At 38.9% G+C, this 21,679-nt stretch carries 16 protein-coding genes and 2 tRNA genes; 11 read left to right on the top strand and 7 right to left on the bottom strand.

Annotation, left to right across the window (positions count from 1 at the left end):
• Window positions 1-131: 131 nt before the first annotated feature.
• Complete coding sequence (gene purL, locus AC07YT_RS06685) at window positions 132-3,794, bottom strand: phosphoribosylformylglycinamidine synthase (RefSeq protein WP_086545557.1); 3,663 nt, start codon at window positions 3,792-3,794, stop codon at window positions 132-134.
• A 257-nt stretch (window positions 3,795-4,051) separates the two neighbouring features.
• On the opposite strand from purL, the gene gloA2 reads away from it, so the two are divergent.
• The 5 genes from gloA2 (at window position 4,052) to fbp (ending at window position 7,478) form a co-directional block, all read left to right on the top strand.
• A complete protein-coding gene (gene gloA2, locus AC07YT_RS06680; protein WP_086549271.1) occupies window positions 4,052-4,435 on the top strand; it encodes an SMU1112c/YaeR family gloxylase I-like metalloprotein in 384 nt (127 codons plus the stop codon).
• A 29-nt stretch (window positions 4,436-4,464) separates the two neighbouring features.
• A complete protein-coding gene (locus AC07YT_RS06675; RefSeq protein WP_086545558.1) occupies window positions 4,465-4,983 on the top strand; it encodes a hypothetical protein in 519 nt (172 codons plus the stop codon).
• A 7-nt stretch (window positions 4,984-4,990) separates the two neighbouring features.
• Window positions 4,991-5,692, top strand: a complete 702-nt coding sequence (locus AC07YT_RS06670) for a tRNA1(Val) (adenine(37)-N6)-methyltransferase (protein ID WP_086545559.1) — start codon at window positions 4,991-4,993, stop codon at window positions 5,690-5,692.
• A 195-nt stretch (window positions 5,693-5,887) separates the two neighbouring features.
• Window positions 5,888-6,379, top strand: a complete 492-nt coding sequence (locus AC07YT_RS06665) for a metallophosphoesterase family protein (RefSeq protein ID WP_086545560.1) — start codon at window positions 5,888-5,890, stop codon at window positions 6,377-6,379.
• Between the two features lie 19 nt (window positions 6,380-6,398).
• A complete protein-coding gene (gene fbp / locus AC07YT_RS06660) occupies window positions 6,399-7,478 on the top strand; it encodes a class 1 fructose-bisphosphatase (protein WP_086545561.1) in 1,080 nt (359 codons plus the stop codon).
• A 6-nt stretch (window positions 7,479-7,484) separates the two neighbouring features.
• On the opposite strand, the gene rnhA is transcribed toward fbp, so the two are convergent.
• Window positions 7,485-7,949, bottom strand: coding sequence for a ribonuclease HI (gene rnhA, locus AC07YT_RS06655; protein WP_086545562.1), 465 nt, complete (start codon window positions 7,947-7,949; stop codon window positions 7,485-7,487).
• A 176-nt stretch (window positions 7,950-8,125) separates the two neighbouring features.
• Here rnhA and AC07YT_RS06650 point away from each other — a divergent pair.
• A tRNA-His gene (locus tag AC07YT_RS06650) sits at window positions 8,126-8,199 on the top strand.
• 556 nt (window positions 8,200-8,755) lie between these two features.
• Here the strand turns inward: AC07YT_RS06650 and AC07YT_RS06645 are convergent.
• Window positions 8,756-9,121, bottom strand: a complete 366-nt coding sequence (locus AC07YT_RS06645) for a response regulator (protein ID WP_086545563.1) — start codon at window positions 9,119-9,121, stop codon at window positions 8,756-8,758.
• Window positions 9,122-9,136: 15 nt separating this feature from the next.
• Window positions 9,137-10,666, bottom strand: coding sequence for a sensor histidine kinase (locus tag AC07YT_RS06640; RefSeq protein WP_494945241.1), 1,530 nt, complete (start codon window positions 10,664-10,666; stop codon window positions 9,137-9,139).
• 778 nt (window positions 10,667-11,444) lie between these two features.
• On the opposite strand from AC07YT_RS06640, the gene AC07YT_RS06635 reads away from it, so the two are divergent.
• Both AC07YT_RS06635 and AC07YT_RS06630 read left to right on the top strand, forming a co-directional pair.
• A complete protein-coding gene (locus tag AC07YT_RS06635) occupies window positions 11,445-12,845 on the top strand; it encodes an endonuclease/exonuclease/phosphatase family protein (protein ID WP_086545564.1) in 1,401 nt (466 codons plus the stop codon).
• 267 nt (window positions 12,846-13,112) lie between these two features.
• Window positions 13,113-13,186: transfer RNA gene (locus tag AC07YT_RS06630), tRNA-Pro, on the top strand.
• Window positions 13,187-13,284: 98 nt separating this feature from the next.
• Here the strand turns inward: AC07YT_RS06630 and AC07YT_RS06625 are convergent.
• A complete protein-coding gene (locus AC07YT_RS06625) occupies window positions 13,285-14,805 on the bottom strand; it encodes a sensor histidine kinase (protein WP_086545565.1) in 1,521 nt (506 codons plus the stop codon).
• A gap of 539 nt (window positions 14,806-15,344) precedes the next feature.
• Between AC07YT_RS06625 and AC07YT_RS06620 the strand changes: the two genes are divergently transcribed.
• A complete protein-coding gene (locus tag AC07YT_RS06620) occupies window positions 15,345-15,545 on the top strand; it encodes a hypothetical protein (RefSeq protein ID WP_494945240.1) in 201 nt (66 codons plus the stop codon).
• Window positions 15,546-15,766: 221 nt separating this feature from the next.
• Here the strand turns inward: AC07YT_RS06620 and AC07YT_RS06615 are convergent, their stop codons facing one another.
• Entirely contained in the window at window positions 15,767-16,855 is a 1,089-nt protein-coding gene (locus AC07YT_RS06615) for an acyltransferase family protein (protein ID WP_494945239.1), read from the bottom strand.
• Window positions 16,856-17,059: 204 nt separating this feature from the next.
• On the opposite strand from AC07YT_RS06615, the gene AC07YT_RS06610 reads away from it, so the two are divergent.
• Window positions 17,060-17,854: a heparin lyase I family protein gene (locus tag AC07YT_RS06610; RefSeq protein ID WP_086545568.1), complete on the top strand. Its 795-nt coding sequence runs from the start codon at window positions 17,060-17,062 to the stop codon at window positions 17,852-17,854.
• A gap of 45 nt (window positions 17,855-17,899) precedes the next feature.
• On the opposite strand, the gene AC07YT_RS06605 is transcribed toward AC07YT_RS06610, so the two are convergent.
• Window positions 17,900-18,238 carry a DUF7507 domain-containing protein gene (locus AC07YT_RS06605; RefSeq protein ID WP_145954211.1) on the bottom strand — a complete coding sequence of 113 codons (339 nt, stop codon included), beginning with the start codon at window positions 18,236-18,238 and terminating at the stop codon, window positions 17,900-17,902.
• Between the two features lie 399 nt (window positions 18,239-18,637).
• Here AC07YT_RS06605 and AC07YT_RS06600 point away from each other — a divergent pair, with 399 nt between their 5' ends.
• Window positions 18,638-21,217 carry a glycoside hydrolase family 95 protein gene (locus AC07YT_RS06600; protein ID WP_086545570.1) on the top strand — a complete coding sequence of 860 codons (2,580 nt, stop codon included), beginning with the start codon at window positions 18,638-18,640 and terminating at the stop codon, window positions 21,215-21,217.
• Window positions 21,218-21,679: the final 462 nt, after the last annotated feature.

Raw genomic sequence — 21,679 nt, 5'->3', positions numbered from 1 at the left:
CTCTCGACTGCGTTGCATTTCGCTCGAGATGACGGCACGGTGTAGACATTTCGTTTGAGATAGAGGTCTGTAAACTAAAAATGGACGATGGTTTTAATTCCATCATCCATTTTACATCTTCCATCAGTTCCTTATCCTTTATTTTCAATCCACTTGCGTGCATTTACAAAGGCTTCCATCCAGGGCGAAACTTCATCTTTACGGCCTTGCGGGTAATTTGCCCAGTGCCATTGGAACAATGAACGTTCGATGTGCGGCATCATTACCAGGTGGCGACCACTTTCATCGCATAACATTGCGGTGTTGTAATCTGATCCATTCGGACTGGCCGGGTAAGTTTCGTAAGCATATTTCGCTACGATTTTATATTTATCTTCTGCATATGGTAATGAGAATCTGCCTTCACCGTGTGATACCCAAACGCCTAAAGTGCTTCCGGCCAGGGTAGATAACATCACCGAATTATTTTCCTGTAAGGTTAAGGAAGTGAAAATACTTTCGTGTTTACCGCTTTTGTTGTGCAGCATTTTTGGTTTTTCTTCGTGGTCTTTATTAATTAAGCCCAGCTCTACAAACAACTGGCAACCATTACAAACACCAACCGATAAAGTATCAGGACGGGCAAAGAATTTCTCTAAAGCTACCCTTGCTTTTTCGTTGTATAAAAATGCACCTGCCCAACCTTTGGCTGATCCTAAAACATCAGAGTTAGAGAAACCACCTACTGCACCGATAAACTGAATATCTTCTAAAGTTTCTCTTCCGGTAATTAAATCGGTCATGTGAACATCTTTCACATCAAAACCTGCCAGGTACATGGCATTGGCCAGTTCGCGTTCAGAGTTACTTCCTTTTTCGCGGATAATGGCTGCCTTTGGACGCGGTTTAGTTGCGTCAATTACAGGTTTCTTTCCATCAAATTGTAATGGGAAAGTGTAATTTAAAACATGGTTTTTATAATTATCGTAACGTTCTTTTGCCAGGCCATTACCGGTTTGTTTGTTATCTAACAGGTACGAAGTTTTAAACCAAACATCACGTAAGTGATCAATGTCGAAACTATAGTGATCTGCGGCGTTTTTAACGTCCAGTTTAGCTGAAGCATTTACTTCTCCAATTTTGTGGAAAGCAATGCCAGCCTGTGCAAAAGTATCTTCAACCGAAGCATCAGCCTGGAAAACGATACCAATGTTCTCTGCAAAGAATACTTTAATGCTATCAGCCTCTGCTAATGAAGACAAATCGATCGAAGCGCCTAAATCGCGGTCAGCAAAACACATTTCCAGTAAGGTGGTAATTAAACCACCACTGCCAATATCGTGACCGGCCTGGATTTTATCCGCTTTAATTAATTGTTGTAGTGTATTGAAAGCTGTTTTAAATTGATCAGCTTCTTTTACATCAGGGGTTTCCGTACCGATTTTGTTTAAAATCTGCGCGAAAGATGAACCGCCTAATTTATAAGTATCGTTTGATAGGTTAATGTAATAAATCGAACCGCCATTTTTTTGAAGGACAGGCTCAACTACTTTGGTAATATCATCGCAATTTGCTCCTGCAGAAATAATCACCGTTCCAGGTGCAATCACATCACCATCTTTGTATTTCTGTTTCATCGATAACGAATCCTTTCCGGTTGGGATATTGATTCCTAAATCGATGGCAAAATCAGAACAGGCTTTTACTGCTGCATATAAACGGGCATCTTCACCTTCGTTTTTACAAGCCCACATCCAGTTGGCAGAAAGTGAAACACTTTTTAAACCATCTTTTAAAGGAGCCCAAACAATATTCGATAGCGATTCGGCAATGGCATTGCGGCTACCAGCAGCAGGATCAATCAGCGCCGAAAGTGGTGCATGGCCAACTGAAGTGGCAATACCTTCTTTACCCTGAAAATCTAAAGCCATTACACCACAGTTATTTAATGGCAATTGTAACGGACCTGCACATTGCTGTTTGGCTACACGGCCACCCACACAACGATCTACTTTATTGGTTAACCAATCTTTCGATGCCACTGCTTCTAATTGAAGCACTTGCTCTAAATAGGTATTTAATTCAGCTTTATTATATTCAATAGCTTCGTATTTGCGATCGATGGTTTGATCGTCCATTACAATTTTTGGTGAGCTGCCAAACATGGCGGCCAACTCAAAATCCATTGGTTTTACACCTGTTGTTGCAGATTTAAAGGTAAAACGGTGATCGCCGGTTACTTTACCTACGGTATACATTGGTGAACGTTCGCGGTCGGCTATTTTTTGTAAGGTTTCGATATGATCGTTTCCGATTACCAATCCCATTCTTTCCTGCGATTCGTTACCGATAATTTCTTTGGCCGAAAGGGTAGGGTCGCCAACTGGCAGTTTATCTAAGTCGATTAAACCACCGGTTTCTTCAACCAGTTCTGATAAACAGTTTAAGTGTCCGCCTGCACCATGATCGTGGATCGAGATAATCGAATTGTGATCGCTTTCTACCATACCACGTACTGCATTGGCTGCACGTTTTTGCATTTCGGGATTTGATCGCTGAATCGCGTTTAATTCAATTCCGCTTCCGTGCTGACCGGTATCTGCAGACGAAACTGCTGCACCGCCCATCCCGATTCTATAATTTTCGCCACCGAGGATAACGATATTATCGCCTTCTTTTGGTTTAAGTTTTTGTGCCTGGCTGGCTTTACCGTAACCGATACCACCTGCAAGCATAATTACCTTATCGAAACCTAATTTTCTGCTGTCTTCTTCATGTTCGAATGTTAAAACCGAACCGGTAATCAGTGGTTGCCCGAATTTATTTCCAAAATCTGTAGCGCCATTTGATGCTTTGATCAGGATATCCATTGGGGTTTGGTATAACCATTGTCTTTCTTCTACACCTTTTTCCCATGGGCGGTTATCTTCCAAACGCGAAAGCGCAGTCATATAAACGGCAGTTCCGGCTAAAGGCAATGAACCTTGTCCGCCTGCTAAACGGTCTCTGATTTCACCTCCCGAACCTGTTGCTGCACCGTTAAAAGGTTCAACTGTGGTAGGGAAATTATGGGTTTCGGCTTTTAAGGAGATGACTGATTCGAAATCGCTTGTCGTGTAATAATCAGGTTCATCCGCACGTTTAGGTGCAAATTGCTGCACTTTAGGGCCTTTAATAAAAGCTACGTTATCTTTATAGGCCGAAACAATATCGTTAGGGTTTTCTTCTGATGTCTTGCGGATCAGCTTAAATAAAGAAGTAGGCTGTTCTACGCCATCGATTACAAATTTGCCATTAAAAATTTTATGACGGCAGTGTTCCGAATTTACCTGAGAGAAACCAAAAACTTCAGAGTCGGTTAAAGGTCTTTCTAATTTTTGCGCTAAAGTATTTAAATACTCCACTTCTTCATCACTTAAAGAAAGCCCTTCCTGTTTATTGTAAGCTGCAATATCGGTGATTTCTAAAATCGGCTCAGGCTTGATATTGATGGTATATACCTCTTGATCAAGCTTGTTGTATTTTTGAGAAAGCATCGGGTCAAAATCAGCAAAGTTTTCGTCAACCTGCTTAAATTCTTCAATCCTGATGATCCCCTGCATGTCCATGTTCTGGGTAATCTCTACGGCATTGGTACTCCATGGAGTAATCATTGCTGCTCTTGGTCCAACGAAAAAGCCTGTTAAAGCTGTTTCTTGCGAGATTTTGGCACCGCCAAATAACCATTCAAGTTTAGTAATATCAGTGGTAGAAAGCGCTTTGTCTGTTTGTAAAACAAAAATCGCCTGCGATTGACTAAGGAAGAAATGAATCATGCTTTTTTTTTGAAGTTGCAAAAATAGCGTTTAAAATTTAAAAAGCTTATTGAAGCGCACAATATAATTGCGCTTTTATTACTTTTGACGTTAATGTTGCTCGCCGATCGTCATTTCGGGCGGATTGCAAGGCAGTCGAGAAATCTGTCAAGGTAGATCTCTCCACTTCGCGATGCTTCGGTCGAGATGACGACTTTATTTAGATGAAATCTTATGGAATTGAAGCTGCAAATGTATTTCTTATTAAAATCAAATTTATGTTCAATAAAATTCATCATATCGCTATTATCTGTTCAGATTACGAAAAATCAAAAGATTTTTATGTGAATAAATTAGGTTTTACCGTTTTGGCAGAAGTTTACCGGGCTGAAAGAAAGTCGTATAAATTGGATCTTGCAGTAAATGGTGTATATCAGATCGAGCTTTTTTCTTTTGAAAATCCTCCTGCACGCCCCTCACGTCCGGAGGCGCAGGGTTTGCGTCATTTAGCTTTCGAAGTTGAGGATATAGAAAAAGAGATTTTGCGTTTAAATAATCAGGGCATCATTACCGAACCTATTCGTATTGATGAGTTTACCGATAAACGTTTTACCTTTTTTGCCGATCCTGATGGCCTACCTCTAGAACTCTACGAAAATTAGAATTTACATAATTAAAATTAACACTCAAAATGAAAAGAACGCTGTTGTGCTGTACATTAATTTATGTCTCGCTAAATCTTCATGCCCAATCTCAAATTAAGTACACAGGTAAAATCGAAACAGGGTATCACCTTTTTCTTGCAAGGCCGTTAAAGATAGATATTGGTGAAGGCTGGATGGGTTATCAGCTTGGGGGGACACCTAATGGTGTAGATTTAAGTTTGATCAACGGTGTAAGCTATAAAGAAAACCTTCGGTTAGGTTTAGGTATTTCCTATGTCAATTACAGAGGAATTAATGGTTATTCGGTTTTTGGTGACCTGGAGTATGTAACGGTAAAGGCAAGGATTGCTCCGGTATTTAATCTGAAGATAGGAAGTAGTCATATAAATAATCAATATGCTAATGGTTCTACCGGAACAGTTGTTGATTTTAGTGGGGGAGTTGAGCATAAGGTAGGAAAAAAGCTAAGTTTGCAATACAAAGCTGGATTCAGGTTTGTTCATCAATCAATTTTTTTACCAATAAGGATAGGGGTAAGGTTTTAACATTTATATGAGTATTTTCAAATTCAAACAATTTGAAGTCGACCAAAAGGGTTGTGCCATGAGGATTAATACCGATGGTGTTTTAATTGCCGCGATGGCCAATCAGGAAGAACCTAAAAACATCCTGGATATTGGAACAGGTACTGGTGTAATTGCATTGATGCTGGCTCAGCGTTTTCCAGACGCAAATATACATGCTGTAGAAATTGATGAACAGGCTGCAGGAACTGCTAAACGGAATTTCCAGTCGTCAGTTTTCAGTGACCGGTTAAGTATTAGCAACGTAGCTATCGAACAGTTTAGCCATTCAGCGAAATTTGATCTGATCGTTTCTAATCCGCCCTTTTTTGTGAATGATTTAAAAAGTGAAGAATCCAGGAAGGGGATAGCAAGGCATGCTGATGAAGATTTTTTTAGGTTATTAATTGAAAAATCAAACTCCCTTTTAGCTGACGGAGGATTGATCTGGCTTATTCTCCCAATAAAACAGGCAAATGAGGTTATTAGTAGCGCTGCTGACTATGGTTTGTTCCTTGCAGAGCGGATCCATATTCATTCTGATCAAAGCAAACCAACCTTTAGACAGGTAATTTGTTTGAAAAGGGGTGAAATTGTTTCAAAAGAAAGAGACTTTAATATTTATGAATCTTTAAAACAGCATACCATAGTTTATAAAGAATTGCTTAAAGATTTTTTCCTGGCATTCTAACCAGTTTCTAAAAGAAATTTGCTTGTTGAAGCTTGCGTGATGATGGTAATATTGTACAATCATAATTGTATCTTTTTTAGCATTCAGCCGCCGTTTCTTAAGTTTTTTTTAGGCCTTGAAGGATTTATTTTAGTGAAAAGCGATCTAAAGATTTTGCTAATCCTGTAAATTACGGGGCACAATTAAGTATACATAATGAAAAAAATAGGATTAATTTCTGATACCCATGGTTTTTTAGATGATGCGGTTTTTAAACACTTTGATGGTGTAGATGAAATTTGGCATGCCGGGGATTTTGGACCTCATGTGGCCGAGCCCCTGGCGGCGTTTAAGCCACTGCGTGGTGTGTTTGGAAATATTGATGATGCTGCAATTAGAGCGGAATTCCCAGAGCAAAATCGATTTAGCTGTGAGGGGGTTGATGTTTGGATGACCCATATTGGTGGATACCCGGGGAGGTACTCGTCTTCAATTAAGGCAGAAATATACACTAACCCTCCTAAATTATTTATTACCGGGCACTCGCATATTTTAAAAGTAATGTTCGACGAAAAAATAAAATGTTTGCATATAAACCCCGGAGCAGCTGGAAAACACGGTTGGCACAAAGTGAGAACCCTTATTAGATTTTGTATAACTGATGAAAATATTCATACCTTAGAGGTTATAGAGTTATCGGGTAGATAATGTAAAATATACACTAAGTATGGTTTGTGGCGTTAAAACATTAGGACAATTTATTATAGAAAAACAAGCAGATTTCCCATATGCTAAAGGAGAACTTTCGAGGTTGTTAAGGGATATTGGTATTGCCGCTAAAATTGTAAACCGCGAAATTAATAAAGCGGGTTTAGTTGATATTTTGGGCGATATGGGAACCACCAATATTCAGGGTGAGGAACAAAAAAAGTTAGATGTTTATGCAGATGAACAATTTATTGCTGCATTAACCAGTGGTGGCGAATGCTGTATTGTTGCTACCGAAGAAGAAGACGAAATCATCCACATCGAATCGCCGGTTTCGCAAAATGCTAAATATATTGTGTGTATTGATCCTTTAGATGGCTCTTCGAATACAGATGTAAACGTAGCTGTAGGGACTATTTTCTCTATTTATCGCAGAAAATCCGTTGATGGTAGGGCGAGCATAACTGATGTATTGCAAAAAGGCACTGAACAGGTGGCTGCCGGTTACATTATATATGGCTCATCTACCATGTTGGTTTATACCACAGGGAAGGGGGTTAACGGTTTTACATTAGATCCGTCAATTGGTGAGTTCTGTTTATCGCACCCCCAGATGAAAATACCCGAAACAGGTTATCTATACTCGGTAAACGAAGGTAATTATGTTCACTTCCCTGATGGCGTTAAAAAGTACATCAAATACTGCCAGGTAGAGGATGAAGCGACTAAACGCCCATACACTTCGCGTTATATTGGTTCGATGGTTGGCGATATCCACCGGAATTTAATTAAAGGCGGTATTTATATTTACCCAACTACTTCGCGCTCGCCTAACGGCAAGTTAAGGTTGTTATACGAATGTAATCCAATGGCTTTTATTATTGAGCAGGCTGGGGGCAAAGCCAGTACAGGTTTTGACCGTATACTCGAAATTGAGCCAACAGAACTGCATCAAAGGGTTCCGATTTTTATCGGATCAAAACATATGGTAGAAAAGGCCGAAGAAATGATGTTATTGTATACTGCAAAATCAATTTCAATTGAGCCAACAGTAGAAGCCAAACTGGAAAATTTAAATGTAATCGGTGGAATTGATTAACATTAACTAAATTTTGCTTCTTTCTACTTCAAAAAAAGTATCTACAGCCAGGTTTTGCTTGTCTTGCGAGGCAAAAACAGCTAAACGGTCGCAACGTTCATTTTCCGGGTGATCGTTGTGGCCTTTAATCCAGATAAATTTCACTTTGTGAAGTTTATACAGTTCCAGAAACCTTAACCATAGGTCTTTGTTTTTCTTATCCTTGAAATTTTTGGTTACCCAGCCGAAGACCCATTTCTTCTCCACCGCATCTACTACATATTTCGAATCAGAATAAACTGTTACCTGCTGATTTAAGCTTTTTAATGCTTCTAATCCTTTTATTACAGCCAATAGTTCCATGCGGTTATTTGTGGTCATCCTAAAGCCACCACTTAATTCTTTATAGTGTTGTCCTGCCCTTAAAATTGTTCCCCAACCACCTGGTCCCGGGTTTCCGCTAGCTGCTCCGTCTGTGTAAATTTCGATCATAAACGCCGTAAAGTTATGTTTTTAGGTTCAAAATAGCTTGTTTTATCTGCTTTTGAATTTTTTTTTCGATTTCAAATAATTGAATGTTAAGGAATTAAAAATTTGTTGTAAAAACTTTGAAAAAAATATTTGCATGGAATATTAAAAGTCGTACTTTTGTGACATCAAAAAACACGGTGGCTGTAGCTCAGTTGGTTAGAGTATTGGTTTGTGGTGCCGAGGGTCGTGGGTTCGAGCCCCATCAGCCACCCTTCACAGGGCAAAGGATTTTTAAAGATCTTTTGCCCTCTTTTTTTGCCTTCTAATCCCTTGTTTATCAGGTAAATACGATTAAACGTTTCCGTCATTTCAGCGGTTTGATGTTGTACATCCTGAAAAATGAATAATTGGTAGTGTTGAGAAATAAATAAGCCATTAGCAGAAATATAGCTAAGCAACTTGCAGAAATTTTATGCATGCCATTTTAATGTTAGTTTAGAGCTGTGTGTAGTGCTGCGAAATATTGAAGTGAAATTTATCTTCTGCATTGCTAATGCGTATCGCACCTGTCTTCAGATTTTAAATCCCGATTCTTTTTCGTGATATTGAGTGCCAGATATACCTTTCAGATGTGATACGCGGGAAGGTTTTTGCATTTGCCTAAACCTGCCATTGTTTTTGCTTCACAACTCTGTATTCCTAAGATGGTTTACCATTAGCTGAAATTAAAAAATGTACATATTTATGCTTTTAATATTTCCGGATCATTTTAGAACCCTCAAAAAATAACGTTCGAAAGGTTCTCAACCTGTTAAGCCGTTGAGCAATCATTTATCAATCAGTTTCTCAATCTCATCCAGCAACACATTAAGATCGAAAGGTTTGGGGACATAGGCGTCGGCTCCGCAGCTTTCAGCAATATTTTTGCCATCAGTGCTCGCAGAGTACATTAATACCGGAATTAAGGCAATTTTGCTGTTCTGTCTTAATGACCTCAGGATCTGGTCACCTGATATCTTAGGCATCCAAATGTCAAGAAGAATAAGATGCGGCGACTCCCGTTCGATTGTTTTAAGCGCATTAATACTGTTAGGCTCAATTAGCACCTGGTAGCCTTCATCTTCCAAAAACAGTTCCAGCATTTCCAGTATGCCTAAATCATCATCACAAATCAGAATCTTTTTATCTTTCATATTTTGATCGGACTGCTAATACATCGGTAAGGTAAAGTTGAAGGTAGATCCAACGTTTTTCTGGCTTTCGGCCCATATGGTGCCGCCATGGTTGGTAATAATCTGCTGGCAAAGATAAAGTCCAATTCCCATTCCCGGATAATGTTTGTGTACCTCTCCGACGCGGTAGAAGCGGTCAAAAACCTTAGCTAGTTCATCCTCATTAATGCCCATGCCTTCATCAATTACAGATACCTTGATAAAATCGCTAATGGATGAAACCTGGACCTGGATTTCCGTGTGATCAGCAGAATATTTGATCGCATTGCTCAACAAATTTGAAACAACCTGAATGAGATGGGATTCATCCCCGTTAAAATTTCTGCCAATTTTTCCCGTAAGGGAAATTTTTCTTGATGGCGTTGCTGCTCTCATACTCTCAACAGTATCAGCCACCATTTTATCAAAGTCGAAATCCTCACGGTGAAGGGTGATGTTGCCGGTCTGGATCCTGGATACATCCAGAAGTTCGGACAATAGTTGATTTAGGCGCTGGATATACTTTCCTGTTTTTTCTACCACAGCTTTAAACTTATCACTCGCATTATCAGGCATCAGCTTGTTCATAAGCTGCATATATCCAACAATGGTAGTTAGCGGTGTTTTAAGCTCGTGGCTGGCAATGGAAAGAAAATCATCCTTACGCTGCTGTAGTGCCCGCTGATCTGTAATATCCTCAATTGCAAGCAATATCCAATCCTTATATCTGCCTTCAAGCTCAATGCGGTGGGCATTAAGAAGCATCAGTTTTTTGCCGATATGCGGAAATTCATGTTCAACTTCATAGTCCAGTACCGGATTGTTGGTAGGAAGGATTTCTTCCATCATCTTTTTTAGCTCCGGAATATTCCATTGACCATTACCAAGATCGTAAAGCAACTTTCCCTTTGTTTCATTTATAGAAACCTTGAAAGTATTGAGGAAATGCTTGTTGGCGCTTAGCACCCTATAGTGTTTGTCCATCACAACAAGGCTCTCCCGAATGGTTTCAACGATGCTGCTTAAATATTCCTGGCTCTCCCGGTACATTCTGGTTCGTTCTTCAACTTTCCGTTCTGTCTCTTGTTGCACCAGTTCGAGTTCCTGTTGGGACCTCCGCCTGGAAGACACGTCATTCTGTATGCCAATAAAATGTGTGATGTTACCATTTTCTTCTTTAACTGGCGATATATACAGTTCATTATAGAACAATTTGCCCTTTTTGGTGTAATTTCTAATCTCAACCCTGCAACTCTCTCCGCTGGCAAGTGCAGTCGAAATTGCCTGGCGCTCAGGCTGCTGGCGATCCCTGCCCTGGAGGAACCTACAGTTATGGCCAATGATCTCGTTTCTTTTATATCCCGTAATTTCTTCGAAAGCAGGGTTGCAGTAGATTATCGGATTGTCTGGCAACAGATTATCGGTGATAACAATTCCGGTTACTGACGCATCCAAAACCTTGTAAAGAACTTCAAGATCTAAGGGTGCATTTATTTTTTTTGTATTGATGTGATTTTCCTTGCCCAAACTGATAAAATTTATTTTTGATAAACGGCAGAAGGCCCGATTTGGTTTTTAAAGATTTAAAGTTTTTGATAACTAAAGTGGCAGCTAGTTAGGGGGGCAGTTGTTTGATTTTTTTTTAAAAAAACTGCTTTGCCAATAATCTGGTTGAAATTAGCTTCATGACTGATGAATTATTTTTGTCATCGTATCAAGCTTCTAGCCATGTCACTTACTTCATTAACCATATGAAAAACCAGTCTTAATTGTAATACAAATTCATATTAATTTAATAAATGCTATTTTTTTAATACACCCAGAATGAATTATCAAACGTTTGTGCGATATAGATATCCGTTTGCAATTAACTAAACAATAAGGTATAAGGAATCTCTGTCTTTTGGAATCAAAATAGATTAAATAACCGTTCAATATATAATTTTAAAACAAACGTTTGCGCTCATTTAATTTTATAAGCTATAATTACTTGTTTGTAACTTAAGGTAGTTCGCATTTCAGTTAAATAGTGAGCTGAACTTTGGATAGTACAGAAGCAGGAAAAGGGGAGTGTTGAGGATTGTTTTGCAATCGGGTAATTGCCTGCGAACATCAGGTTAAATAGGGCACTAAAATTAATGGCAATATTTTTCAAACCTAAACTCAAAACATCTAATGCAAAAACAACCTACTTTTTGTATGTCTTGTTTCCGCCTGGCAGTGCAGCCATATTAAGTAAACCAGTATTTACCAATTCTCATAGATTATAATATCATGATTTTAACCAAATATTAATATAGCAATTATGAAAACCAATTTTCTTACTATCCTCCTTTGCTGCTTCATCTTAATGAGCTGCAAAAAGGACAACACACCCACCACTGCAAATAGTACTATTGCATTACCTTCCACAATGCTAAAGGCCAGCACCTCCGCGAGCTCAACGCTTAGTTTAAAAGTATTGCAGCTGAATGTGTGGCAGGAGGGGACAAAGGTATCAGGAGGTTTTAATGGTATCATTGATGCCATTGTACAATCCGGCGCAGATTTAATCACCTTAAGTGAAGTGCGCAATTATAATAATACGAATTTCAGCGCCAGGGTTCTAGCGGCATTAAGTGCGAAAAACTTAACCTTTTATTCTTTTAAAGACAATAATGTAGGAATCATATCCAGATATCCTATCGTATCATTTAAAACAGGGATATATGGAAATGCATTTGATAAGGCGGTTATCAATCTTGATCTCAATACCCAGGTTGCTATCTATTCAGCACATTTAGACTATTTAAATTATGCCTGTTACCTACCCAGGGGCTACGATGGCAATAGTTTTCAAAAAATGAGTCAGCCAGTTACCGACGTAAATGCTATTTTGGCCTCAAATCTGCAATCCAGTAGAGATGAAGAAATCGCAGCTTTTGTGAATGATGCAAAACTGGAAAGGGATAGTGGTAGGATTGTAATATTGGGTGGAGATTTTAACGAACCATCTCATCTGGATTGGGTGAACGAACAAAAGAATCTTTTTGACCACCGCGGAACTATTGTTCCCTGGCAGAACAGTGTTACTTTATATGCTAGAGGATTTAAGGACTCTTATAGGGTAAGGAATTCCAACCCGGTCACCGCACCCGGCTTTACCTGGGCCGCATTTAATACCAGTGCCAGCCTCTCCTCACTTGTCTGGGCGCCCGATGCAGATGAAAGGGACCGGATTGATTACATTTATTATGCCGATAATAGTAACAGGGTCAATGTAAGTGAATCTATTGTATTTGGGCCTTCAGGATCAATTGTGCGGGGACAAGGATATGAAGATCCAACCTATACCAATCCTTTCCTGATTCCAACAGGAACATGGCCATCCGATCATAAAGGATTAATTACCACTTTTTCGATTACAAGCATAAAGCCGACAATAAGTTTGAATAAAACAAATTACGCCAATGGCGAAACGATTACAGTAAATTTTGCAAATGGCTCAACTAATGCGAAAGCCTGGGTAGGGATTTATCAAAGTAACAAAGTACCCGGTACCAATTATGCTAATAGCTGGAAGTATACCAATGGAATGTCAAGTGGAAGTGTCGCACTGAGCCTGCCAGCCAATAGTCCTGCAGGAAGCTACTATGTTGCTTATTTTAAAGATGATGGCTATACAGAAATTGCAACAAGGGTTTCTTTTAATTATACTGGTGGCTAGGTAAGTGCCAAAAGTAACTGCATCAATTTATTATTTTCAGAACATATCGATAGAGCCTGATCATTTTTTATTAAATAATCAGGCTCTTTTTTAGCTTTTCCAACCAGTATCCACTCATTACCTTGCCAAAACAAGATTTTATCTTTAATATACCTCTAAAAACTGAAATTAACTTTGTAATTTATTCGGCATGATTTTCAATGGGTTGCAATTTATCGATTGTGATTGTTTTCATCTGCTATTATATTTGCCGGCATAACTTTTAATCGGGATGTAGCGTAGCCAGGTATCGCGCCAGCATGGGGTGCTGGAGGTCGGAAGTTCGAATCTTCTCATCCCGACAAAAAACAAATGTAATTACTCTCCCGGCTAATCTTATTTCACTTAGGATAAGATAATAGCTGTAATTTTTGCATTAGGGTGTAGCATCATAACCCGTTCACTTTTTGTCTGCCAGCCATTTTAATCCCTCTTCAGCATAAGTAAAAAAAACAATCTCAGCCTGTTTATCGTCGTTTTCGACGCTCTTTTTTGCAGAAAGCTGGCTAAAAGCACTTTCTGACAGTATCCATGCGAAAAATTTTAAGCCGGCCAGTTCCATTAGGGGCAACCAGATATTTGCAGCCCAATCTGAGGCTTCTGACCAGGTTCCGGGAACAAGCCTGTTGTCGTTAAACACTTTGCTCCGCTGATTTGCCCTTAAGTATTCGATCATTAAAGTGCCGCCGTGTTTGACAGAATGCATATCCTGGTGTCCTGTCCATTCTACGTGCATCGTATCACTGTCAGCTGGGCAGGATATGGTAATATGTTTATCCTTATAATGGCTCTTAGTGTGTATTTCCGGGCTTACCAGGTAGTTTGAGATCAATGGCAGCTTGAAAGAAAAAACAGATCCTTTACCCAAAGTACTTTCTATCCAGAAACTTCCGCCATGGCGTTTGATAATATCTGCAGAGATATACAGCCCCAGGCCAAGCCCATCAAATCGGGTTGAGGAATTATCTACGCGGTAATACCGTTCAAATAGCTGCTCTAAATCACTCGACTTGATACCAATTCCATAATCAGTTACTGAAACGATAATGTTCCCGTCAGCTATTTTTGCATTGATTTCTACTGTTTTTGAATCCGGGGAGTATTTGACGGCATTGGAAACAAAGTTATGGATTACCTGTTCGAGCCTGAATCGATCTCCATTGAAGGCAGTTTCATCCTGAATCGCTAATTTCAGTTCATGTTTAGGGTACATCTGCCGCATTTCTACTACCACTTCTTTGAGCATGCTGGAAAAATCAAACAGTTCTGAATTCAGAAGCATTTTGCCTGCATTTATTTTGCTCACATCCAGCAGATCGCCTATGAGTTTTTCCAATCTGTTGAGTTGTCCTGATGAACGCTCGAGATAACTTTTTACCTTGCCCTCTTCAGCTATTCTCAAAAGGAGCTGATGAAACCCTTTAATGGTGGTTAATGGGGTTTTGAGTTCATGGCTCGCGATAGAAATAAATTCATCCTTTCTGGCCTCATTCATTTTTTGGGTGTGGATATTGGTATTGGTTCCCACCCAGATATCGGGTTTCCCTTTCTGTTTCACCAGTCTTGCGATAACAAGGTGCCAGTAGTAAAGGCCGTCGGAGAAAAGTAACCTAAATTCGTTTGTATATTCTTTTCCGCTCTCTAGTGATGCCTTCCAGCGCTGAATACTTGAAAGCAGGTCATCCTGATGTACAAAGGAGGTCCAGCCCTGCGCTAAGATTGTTTTTGGACTATGGCCAAAATCCCTGCAAATAACATCGTTTACATAATTGATTTCTCCAGCGCTATTCGCTGTCCATACCTGCTGGGGAATGGCGTTGAGCAGTAATGCAGATGATGGCTCTTCCAGGTCAATATCTTTTTCCTCATTAAGGTCTTTCTCAAAATCATCATTAATACCAAGGCTGCTTTCTGAAATCATGTTCAAATCTATAAAATTGATAAAGAAACTTCGCTCTTAATTTATGCTCAAGTTGTAAACTGATTATATCTTAGCTTTATGCGAATATCAAGTTTCTAAAAACGCTTTTTTTTAAAATATTAAGTATTCAGTTTTAGCCTGCAGTATTAAGAGGAGAAAACCTTCAATAGGTAATGAACAGGAGATGGCCTGAAAGGTTTTCTTGTTTTAAATTTATAGCGTATTGAATTCAACCCTCGAACCAATTGATTTTCAAGTTGAGGATTTCAGCAATCCTCATTCCTACAAAACCAATATTGGATTTTATCCCTTTAAAAGAATTTTTGAAAATCGGCCTAGTTCGATTAATTCATCCACAAATTGATTTTTATTAAGAACTGCGATTGGACCCTTCACAGAGCAAAGGATTTTTAAAGATCTTTTGCCCTTTTTTTTACTCCCTATTTTTTTTGTTTATCAGGTAAATACGATTAAACGTTTCCGTCATTTCAGCGGTTCGATGAAAACTGAATTTTTCCTTGAACAACCATAAATATCCTTTGGCACCGCAATCTGTTGGTTCAGATATTAAAGACAAGTTGCCCAAACTGCTTAAAAACCGTTCAAAGATCGGAAGGTTTGGCGGAGCGGTTATAAATGCGCTGATAAAGGATGCTTCTTTGACACATGAGCAGATAGCTGAGCAATTGATGCTGCCGGTTAATACAGTAATACGGACGCGTGAAAACCTAGGGATATAATACTTTAAAATATCATCATGGTTATATAAATCAACATTAGAGGCTAGAGCTCCGTTAGTTTTCGGTAATTACAAGGCCCAAAATTTCCAGAAAATTAACTGCTCGAGTTTTTTGTGCAACGGCATTTTGTAAATCATCAAGTTTTTGGCTGGTATTTAAGCAACCCAAAAATACATGCGCGGTTCCAACATCAGCTTAAGGAACGTTTATGATAAAGAATTTTAGGACGAAGCCAATGACAGCTTTGCGTTACTTGGAATATACCTATCTCTTAATTTAAGAATCGGGTATTCTATTAACTTACTAATTACAATTCCTCCAATAAATATGCCTGCAAATCGAATGATAACGAACATAAGGCCATAGTTATGGATAAAAGGATACTTTACGCTTAAGAAAAATATATGAAACAAGTAGATGGAGTAGGAGTATTTTCCAATATATGCCATAGGTTTTAACAAACTAAGTATCCAGCTATTTTTCATGGTGATTAGATTGACCAGAATGAAAGCAAAGCAGATAGGATTTGTTGTAAAACATAATGTAGAAACTATTATATCCTCATCTAAGTTCCAAATGAAATTAATAAGCAGAAAAGCTACAGATAACAACAGTAATGCTGAATTTAAAATTCTATTATCAATTACTGCAGCAATTGCATTGGGTTTATAAATATTAAAATATGCTAAAGCTGCACCTGCAAAAAGCCCATGTATTCGCAAATGAGTTGGTATGTAATCCCTATAAAAATCATAGTTTTGAAATTCAATGTAATTAAACATCCGGATGCAGAATCCCAGGAGCAATGTGAAAACATAAATCTTCAGGATAATTTTAGGATGAAAAGCTTTATGCGTTTGGAAGAAATAGGCAAACATGCAAATGATCAGATAAAAATGTTCCTCAACACATATCGACCAAAGAAATAGATTATTTAATGCTGTATAATTAGCGATGAAAGTTGCTTCATAAAGAAGATTTATGGAAGACTGAGGCTTTCCAAGGTAAGCGCTGTAACAAAATTGGAAGACCAGAAAAAAGTAGAATAAAGGATATATTTTTATGCCTCTCCGGATCAAAAATTTTTTAACGTCAAATTTGCCAGATGCTTTATATTCGTTCAGGACCAGTGAGGTAATTAAAAATCCACTTAAAACGAAAAACAAATCTACTCCAATCCATCCTCCACGCGCTATAGTATTGTAAATCTGGTTTATTATATTGGAATTTGTAAAACCACCTGAATGAAGCATGATAACGAGTGTTATGGCCAAAAACCTTAGGAAATCAATTTGAATATTTCGAAGCATCAACATAAAATAAATGTAATGTTAATAAAAAAGCCTCATTTACATAATGCTCATTCGTGATTTATTTAAAAAAGCTCTAAAATATCTAGGGCGAAAATGATTCTCTTAATATGCTAATCCAGCTGATTAATTGGCCTATGGTGCAGAATAATGAAATGAAATAAGGCGCTAAATTTAGTTATTACTAACCAAAATAATAACCTTATGAGAACTTTTAAACCAGTAATTCTGGCGCTTGCCTGCGCCACCGTATTGCAGTATGGCTGCAAAAAACAATCAACAGCCGAAACGCCGGGAGAAAAAATTGGCAAAGCTGAACAGCAGCAAAACACTACATCAGGAGGGGTACAGATCATGTCTGTGCTCTTTAATGGTGATGCCTCCAACGGATCGGCTAACGTATGGAAAGACATTAATATTGAAGGTACAGGAACGGTAACTACCGTAAATGATGAAACGGGTACCCTAACCTGGAAATTTCTGAAGCCAGCATCAAGCCACAGGACAGAGGGCCATGGTGCCAAAAATTACGAAGCCCAGGATGGAGATGAAATATATATAGGATGGACCAGTAAGATTTACATGCCAACTACATTAAAAACAGAGGCCATATTCCAATGGAAATCCTATCCAACTGCCGGGTCACTACAAAATCATCCCCTGATGCTCAGAACCAAATCGGGGAACCTTGAATTACAGCATTTCGACGACAACCATGTAGCCACGGTTCCATGGTCTACCACACTGGCGGTAAACACCTGGCTTAAATTCGTTATCCGGATGAAAGTATCCAGAGATCCTGCAGTGGGCTATATTGAATTCTGGTATAATGGCGTTAAACAGACACTGGCAAATGGTAGTCAGCGCTTGTATTGCAGAACTTTAGATGTCGATTACTGTGATCCGAAGTGGGGCGTATATGGAGGTGATTCTTCACAGGCAACCCATTTTGTTAAAAAAATAAGAATTGGTACATCTTATGCCGATGTAGCACAATAAAATCAACATCAGAAAAGACAAACCGAACAGTTTGTCTTTTCATATTTATTTTATCTCATTCAATCCTGTCAGTTTTTCGGTAATGATTTCTCCTGTAGGTATCTGGCCCGATAGGATTGAAGTATTTCGGATAATCCCTGTCCGTTCATCCTCTAGGGTTAGGAAATAAGTTTTACTTATTGTGTGGCTAAGCCCTGGACTGATGGATATTCCTTCCTTTTGTGGCTCTTCACCTTCTTTATTGATACAGATATTAGTAATGATGGAATCACTAATATTTTCGATTCGGAAATCATATCTTAGCTGATCTCCCTTTTTGAGCTTTCGGCCACTTGGCATGGTAGTAAAACTAGTAACACGGATTAAATTCAGCATTTTAGTCATTATTGATAATCTATTAATGAATAGTGGTTTGGCTTGCGTGGGCTTCTATGAGAAGGTTTAAAAAAAGCAATCGGTTTATAAATGGTTCATACAAATTAATCTTAAATAGAATTCCATTTGTCAATCATATTTGCAGAATACTAAACATAATTGGCCTGCTTTAAGCGTAAGCTTGCTGATTGATGTCAATTTTGTTGACTAAATGGATAATTCGGAAGAGTAAAACCTAATGTATTATTACGTAGTTGCAGATTAAATATAAAAGCGGTTTATTTTAAATTTATAATCAGGATTAACAGACCAGGGTATTCTGTTTAAAATCATGGTTTAGCAGATGCCAGCTTTTGTTAAGCTTCGGCAAAATAAACCTACTATAACCAAATATTTATGATATCTCATATGAAGACTCTTAGTCAGAAAAGAATTGTTTTAATCTTTCAGTTAATCATATGTTTTATAGGTCTTGATACTGCAAAGGTTAATGCTCAAAAAACAACTGCCAGGCCCCTAAAGTTGTGGTACGTTCAGCCTGCCAGGGTTTGGGAGGAGGCACTGCCCTTAGGTAATGGGAAAATGGGTGCCATGGTATTCGGCAACGTGCATCGGGAAAGGTTACAGTTAAATGAAAGCACCTTATGGTCTGGTTATCCAGCCCCGGGGAACAATCCGGAAGGACCAAACCTGCTTCCACAAGTTAGGAAAGCATTGTTTGAAGGAGATTACCTGAAAGGAACAGCGCTCTGGAGTAAAATGCAGGGGCCATATTCGGCAAGGTACCTTCCAATGGGCGATTTATTTCTGGAATTTGACCATAAAAATGCCACTTTTACGAACTACCATCGCGAACTTAATCTTGCTAATGCAGTCTCTCTGCTAAGGTATACCGTAGATGGAATAAAATATACCAGACAAAGCTATATGAGCTACCCCGATCAGGTTTTGGTATTGAAACTAACGGCTAGCAAAGCAAATTCGATCAGTTTCAAGCTTGATTTAACAAGCAAATTAAAATATGTGGTGGCAAGCTCAGGTCAGCAACAACTGATTTTGAATGGTAAAGCACCAAAGTATGTGGCCGCAAGGGAGTATGATCCTCAACAGGTGGTCTACGATGAAAAAGAGGGAATGAATTTTCAGATCAGGGTGAAAGTGGCCAATGTTGGCGGAACCGTAAAAAATACCTCTTCAAATTTAACGGTAAGCAAGGCAACAGAAGTTGTCATCTACTTAACAGCTGCAACAAGTTTCAATGGTTTTAATAAGTCGGCAGGTTTAGCAGGTAAAAATCCTTCGGTACAGACCATGACTTACATGAAAAAGGTCATTAGAAAAGGCAATTCGCAGATCTTTAAGGATCATTTGAGCGATTACCAAAAGCTTTTTAATCGGGTAAATTTTGAACTTGGGGATCAGGATTTTAAATTGGATCAACTGCCAACCAATGAACGGTTGTTGCGTTTTAAGAACAATGAGGTTCCTGATCAAAATCTGATGGCACTCTATTATCAGTATGGAAGATACCTGCTGATATCAAGTTCCAGAAAAGGAGGTCAGGCTACAAATCTTCAAGGACTTTGGAATGATCTGGTGCAGCCACCCTGGGGCAGTAACTATACGACCAATATAAATACACAGATGAATTACTGGCTGGCAGAAAATACCAATCTTACCGAGTGTAATGCGCCATTATTTAACCTGATCAAAAACCTTTCAGTTAACGGGGCAGTAACAGCCAGGGTGAATTATAATATCAATAAAGGATGGGTTGCCCATCACAATTCGGATATCTGGGCCAAAACCTCACCGGTAGGTGCTTTTGATAAGGATGAGCGGGAAATGCCCAGAAAAACCGCCTGGCCAATGGCTGGAGCCTGGCTGAGTACACACCTTTTTGAACATTACCTGTATACCAATGATACCTTGTTTTTGAAGAAAACGGGATACCCCTTAATGAAAGGTGCGGCTGAATTTATGTTGGAATGGCTAATAGAGGATCCTAAAAGCGGTTACCTGGTTACCAATCCCTCCACCTCTCCCGAAAATACAGTCAAAATAAAAGGCAAAGAATATCAATTGAGCATTGCCTCTACGATGGATATGTCAATTATCAGAGAACTTTTCGAACAGTGCATACTGGCGTCGAAAGTTTTGAAGACCGACAGCACATTTACAAAAAGACTCGAACAGGCCAAAGCCAGGCTATATCCTTATCAGATCGGGCAATATGGACAGCTACAGGAATGGTTTCAGGATTGGGATGACCCTAAAGATCAGCATAGGCACATTTCTCAACTCTATGGACTTTACCCTGCAAATCAGATCAATGTTTACGGGAACCCCGAACTTTCATCGGCAGCCAGACAGTCTTTATTTCACCGTGGTGATGTTAGTACAGGTTGGTCTATGGCCTGGAAAACGAACTGGTGGGCGAGGTTGCAGGATGGAAATCATGCGTATCAGGTGTTGCGCTCGGCATTAAATTATATTGACCCACTTTCACCAAAAGGACAGATGAGCGGTGGTGGAGCATATCCAAATCTTTTTGATGCACATCCTCCGTTTCAGATCGATGGTAATTTCGGGGCTACCGCCGGGATGACAGAGATGTTGCTGCAGAGCCATTATGATGAACTGGTTTTGCTCCCTGCACTGCCGGATGCATGGCCGTCGGGTAAAATCGAAGGGATTAAAGCAAGGGGAGGTTATAACATCGGGATACAATGGGCGAATGGGGAGCTTAAATCGGCATCCCTTAAAGCAAATAGAACCGGAAAATGCAGCATCAGGACGTTTACCAAAATTAAGATCAAGCATTTGAATGCAGGCTTACGGATGGGTGATCTTAAACATATGGAGGAAACAAAATACCTTAACCATAGCCAAACAGCGCTGCAGCCGCTTAACTTAAAGCAAACTTATCTTTATGAACTTGGCGTTCGGAAAGGTGAGACTTATCTGATTACGTCTGATGATCATTAAAATTCTTGATTAGGATATTGAATCGGGCTATAGTTTTTTTGTTTTTTAATTTTTAAGCTGATTGCTTATGCTAAGAAATAACATCTGCGCAGAGACCTTATGCCTATAACTGCTGAATTGTATTCTGTCAAATGGTTGATTATTATGCTATTAAATTGCGTAGCATGCTATTATTGATACCGGGTCCGTTTAAAAGCTATTTTGACATCATTATCGTAAACAGATTTTAAATTTTTATTCCCATTCCCAGCTCTATTGCTTTTCTAAACATAGGTGTCGGGTAATAATTATAGGCATTTCGATCAGAAAGCTATTTTCAAAATGTAGAGGAGCTATTGCCAAAATAGTTGATTAGTTCGCCAATTCTTGCATCAACTATTTCTTGTTTTATCCTTTAATTGCATTAACCAAATATAAAACTAAATCGTATGAGTAACAGAAATTACCCAGGGTTTGAGAACC

It is taken from the genome of Pedobacter sp. GW460-11-11-14-TSB4, from assembly GCF_059423705.1.
This window is presented reverse-complemented; position numbering and strand designations above follow the sequence as displayed.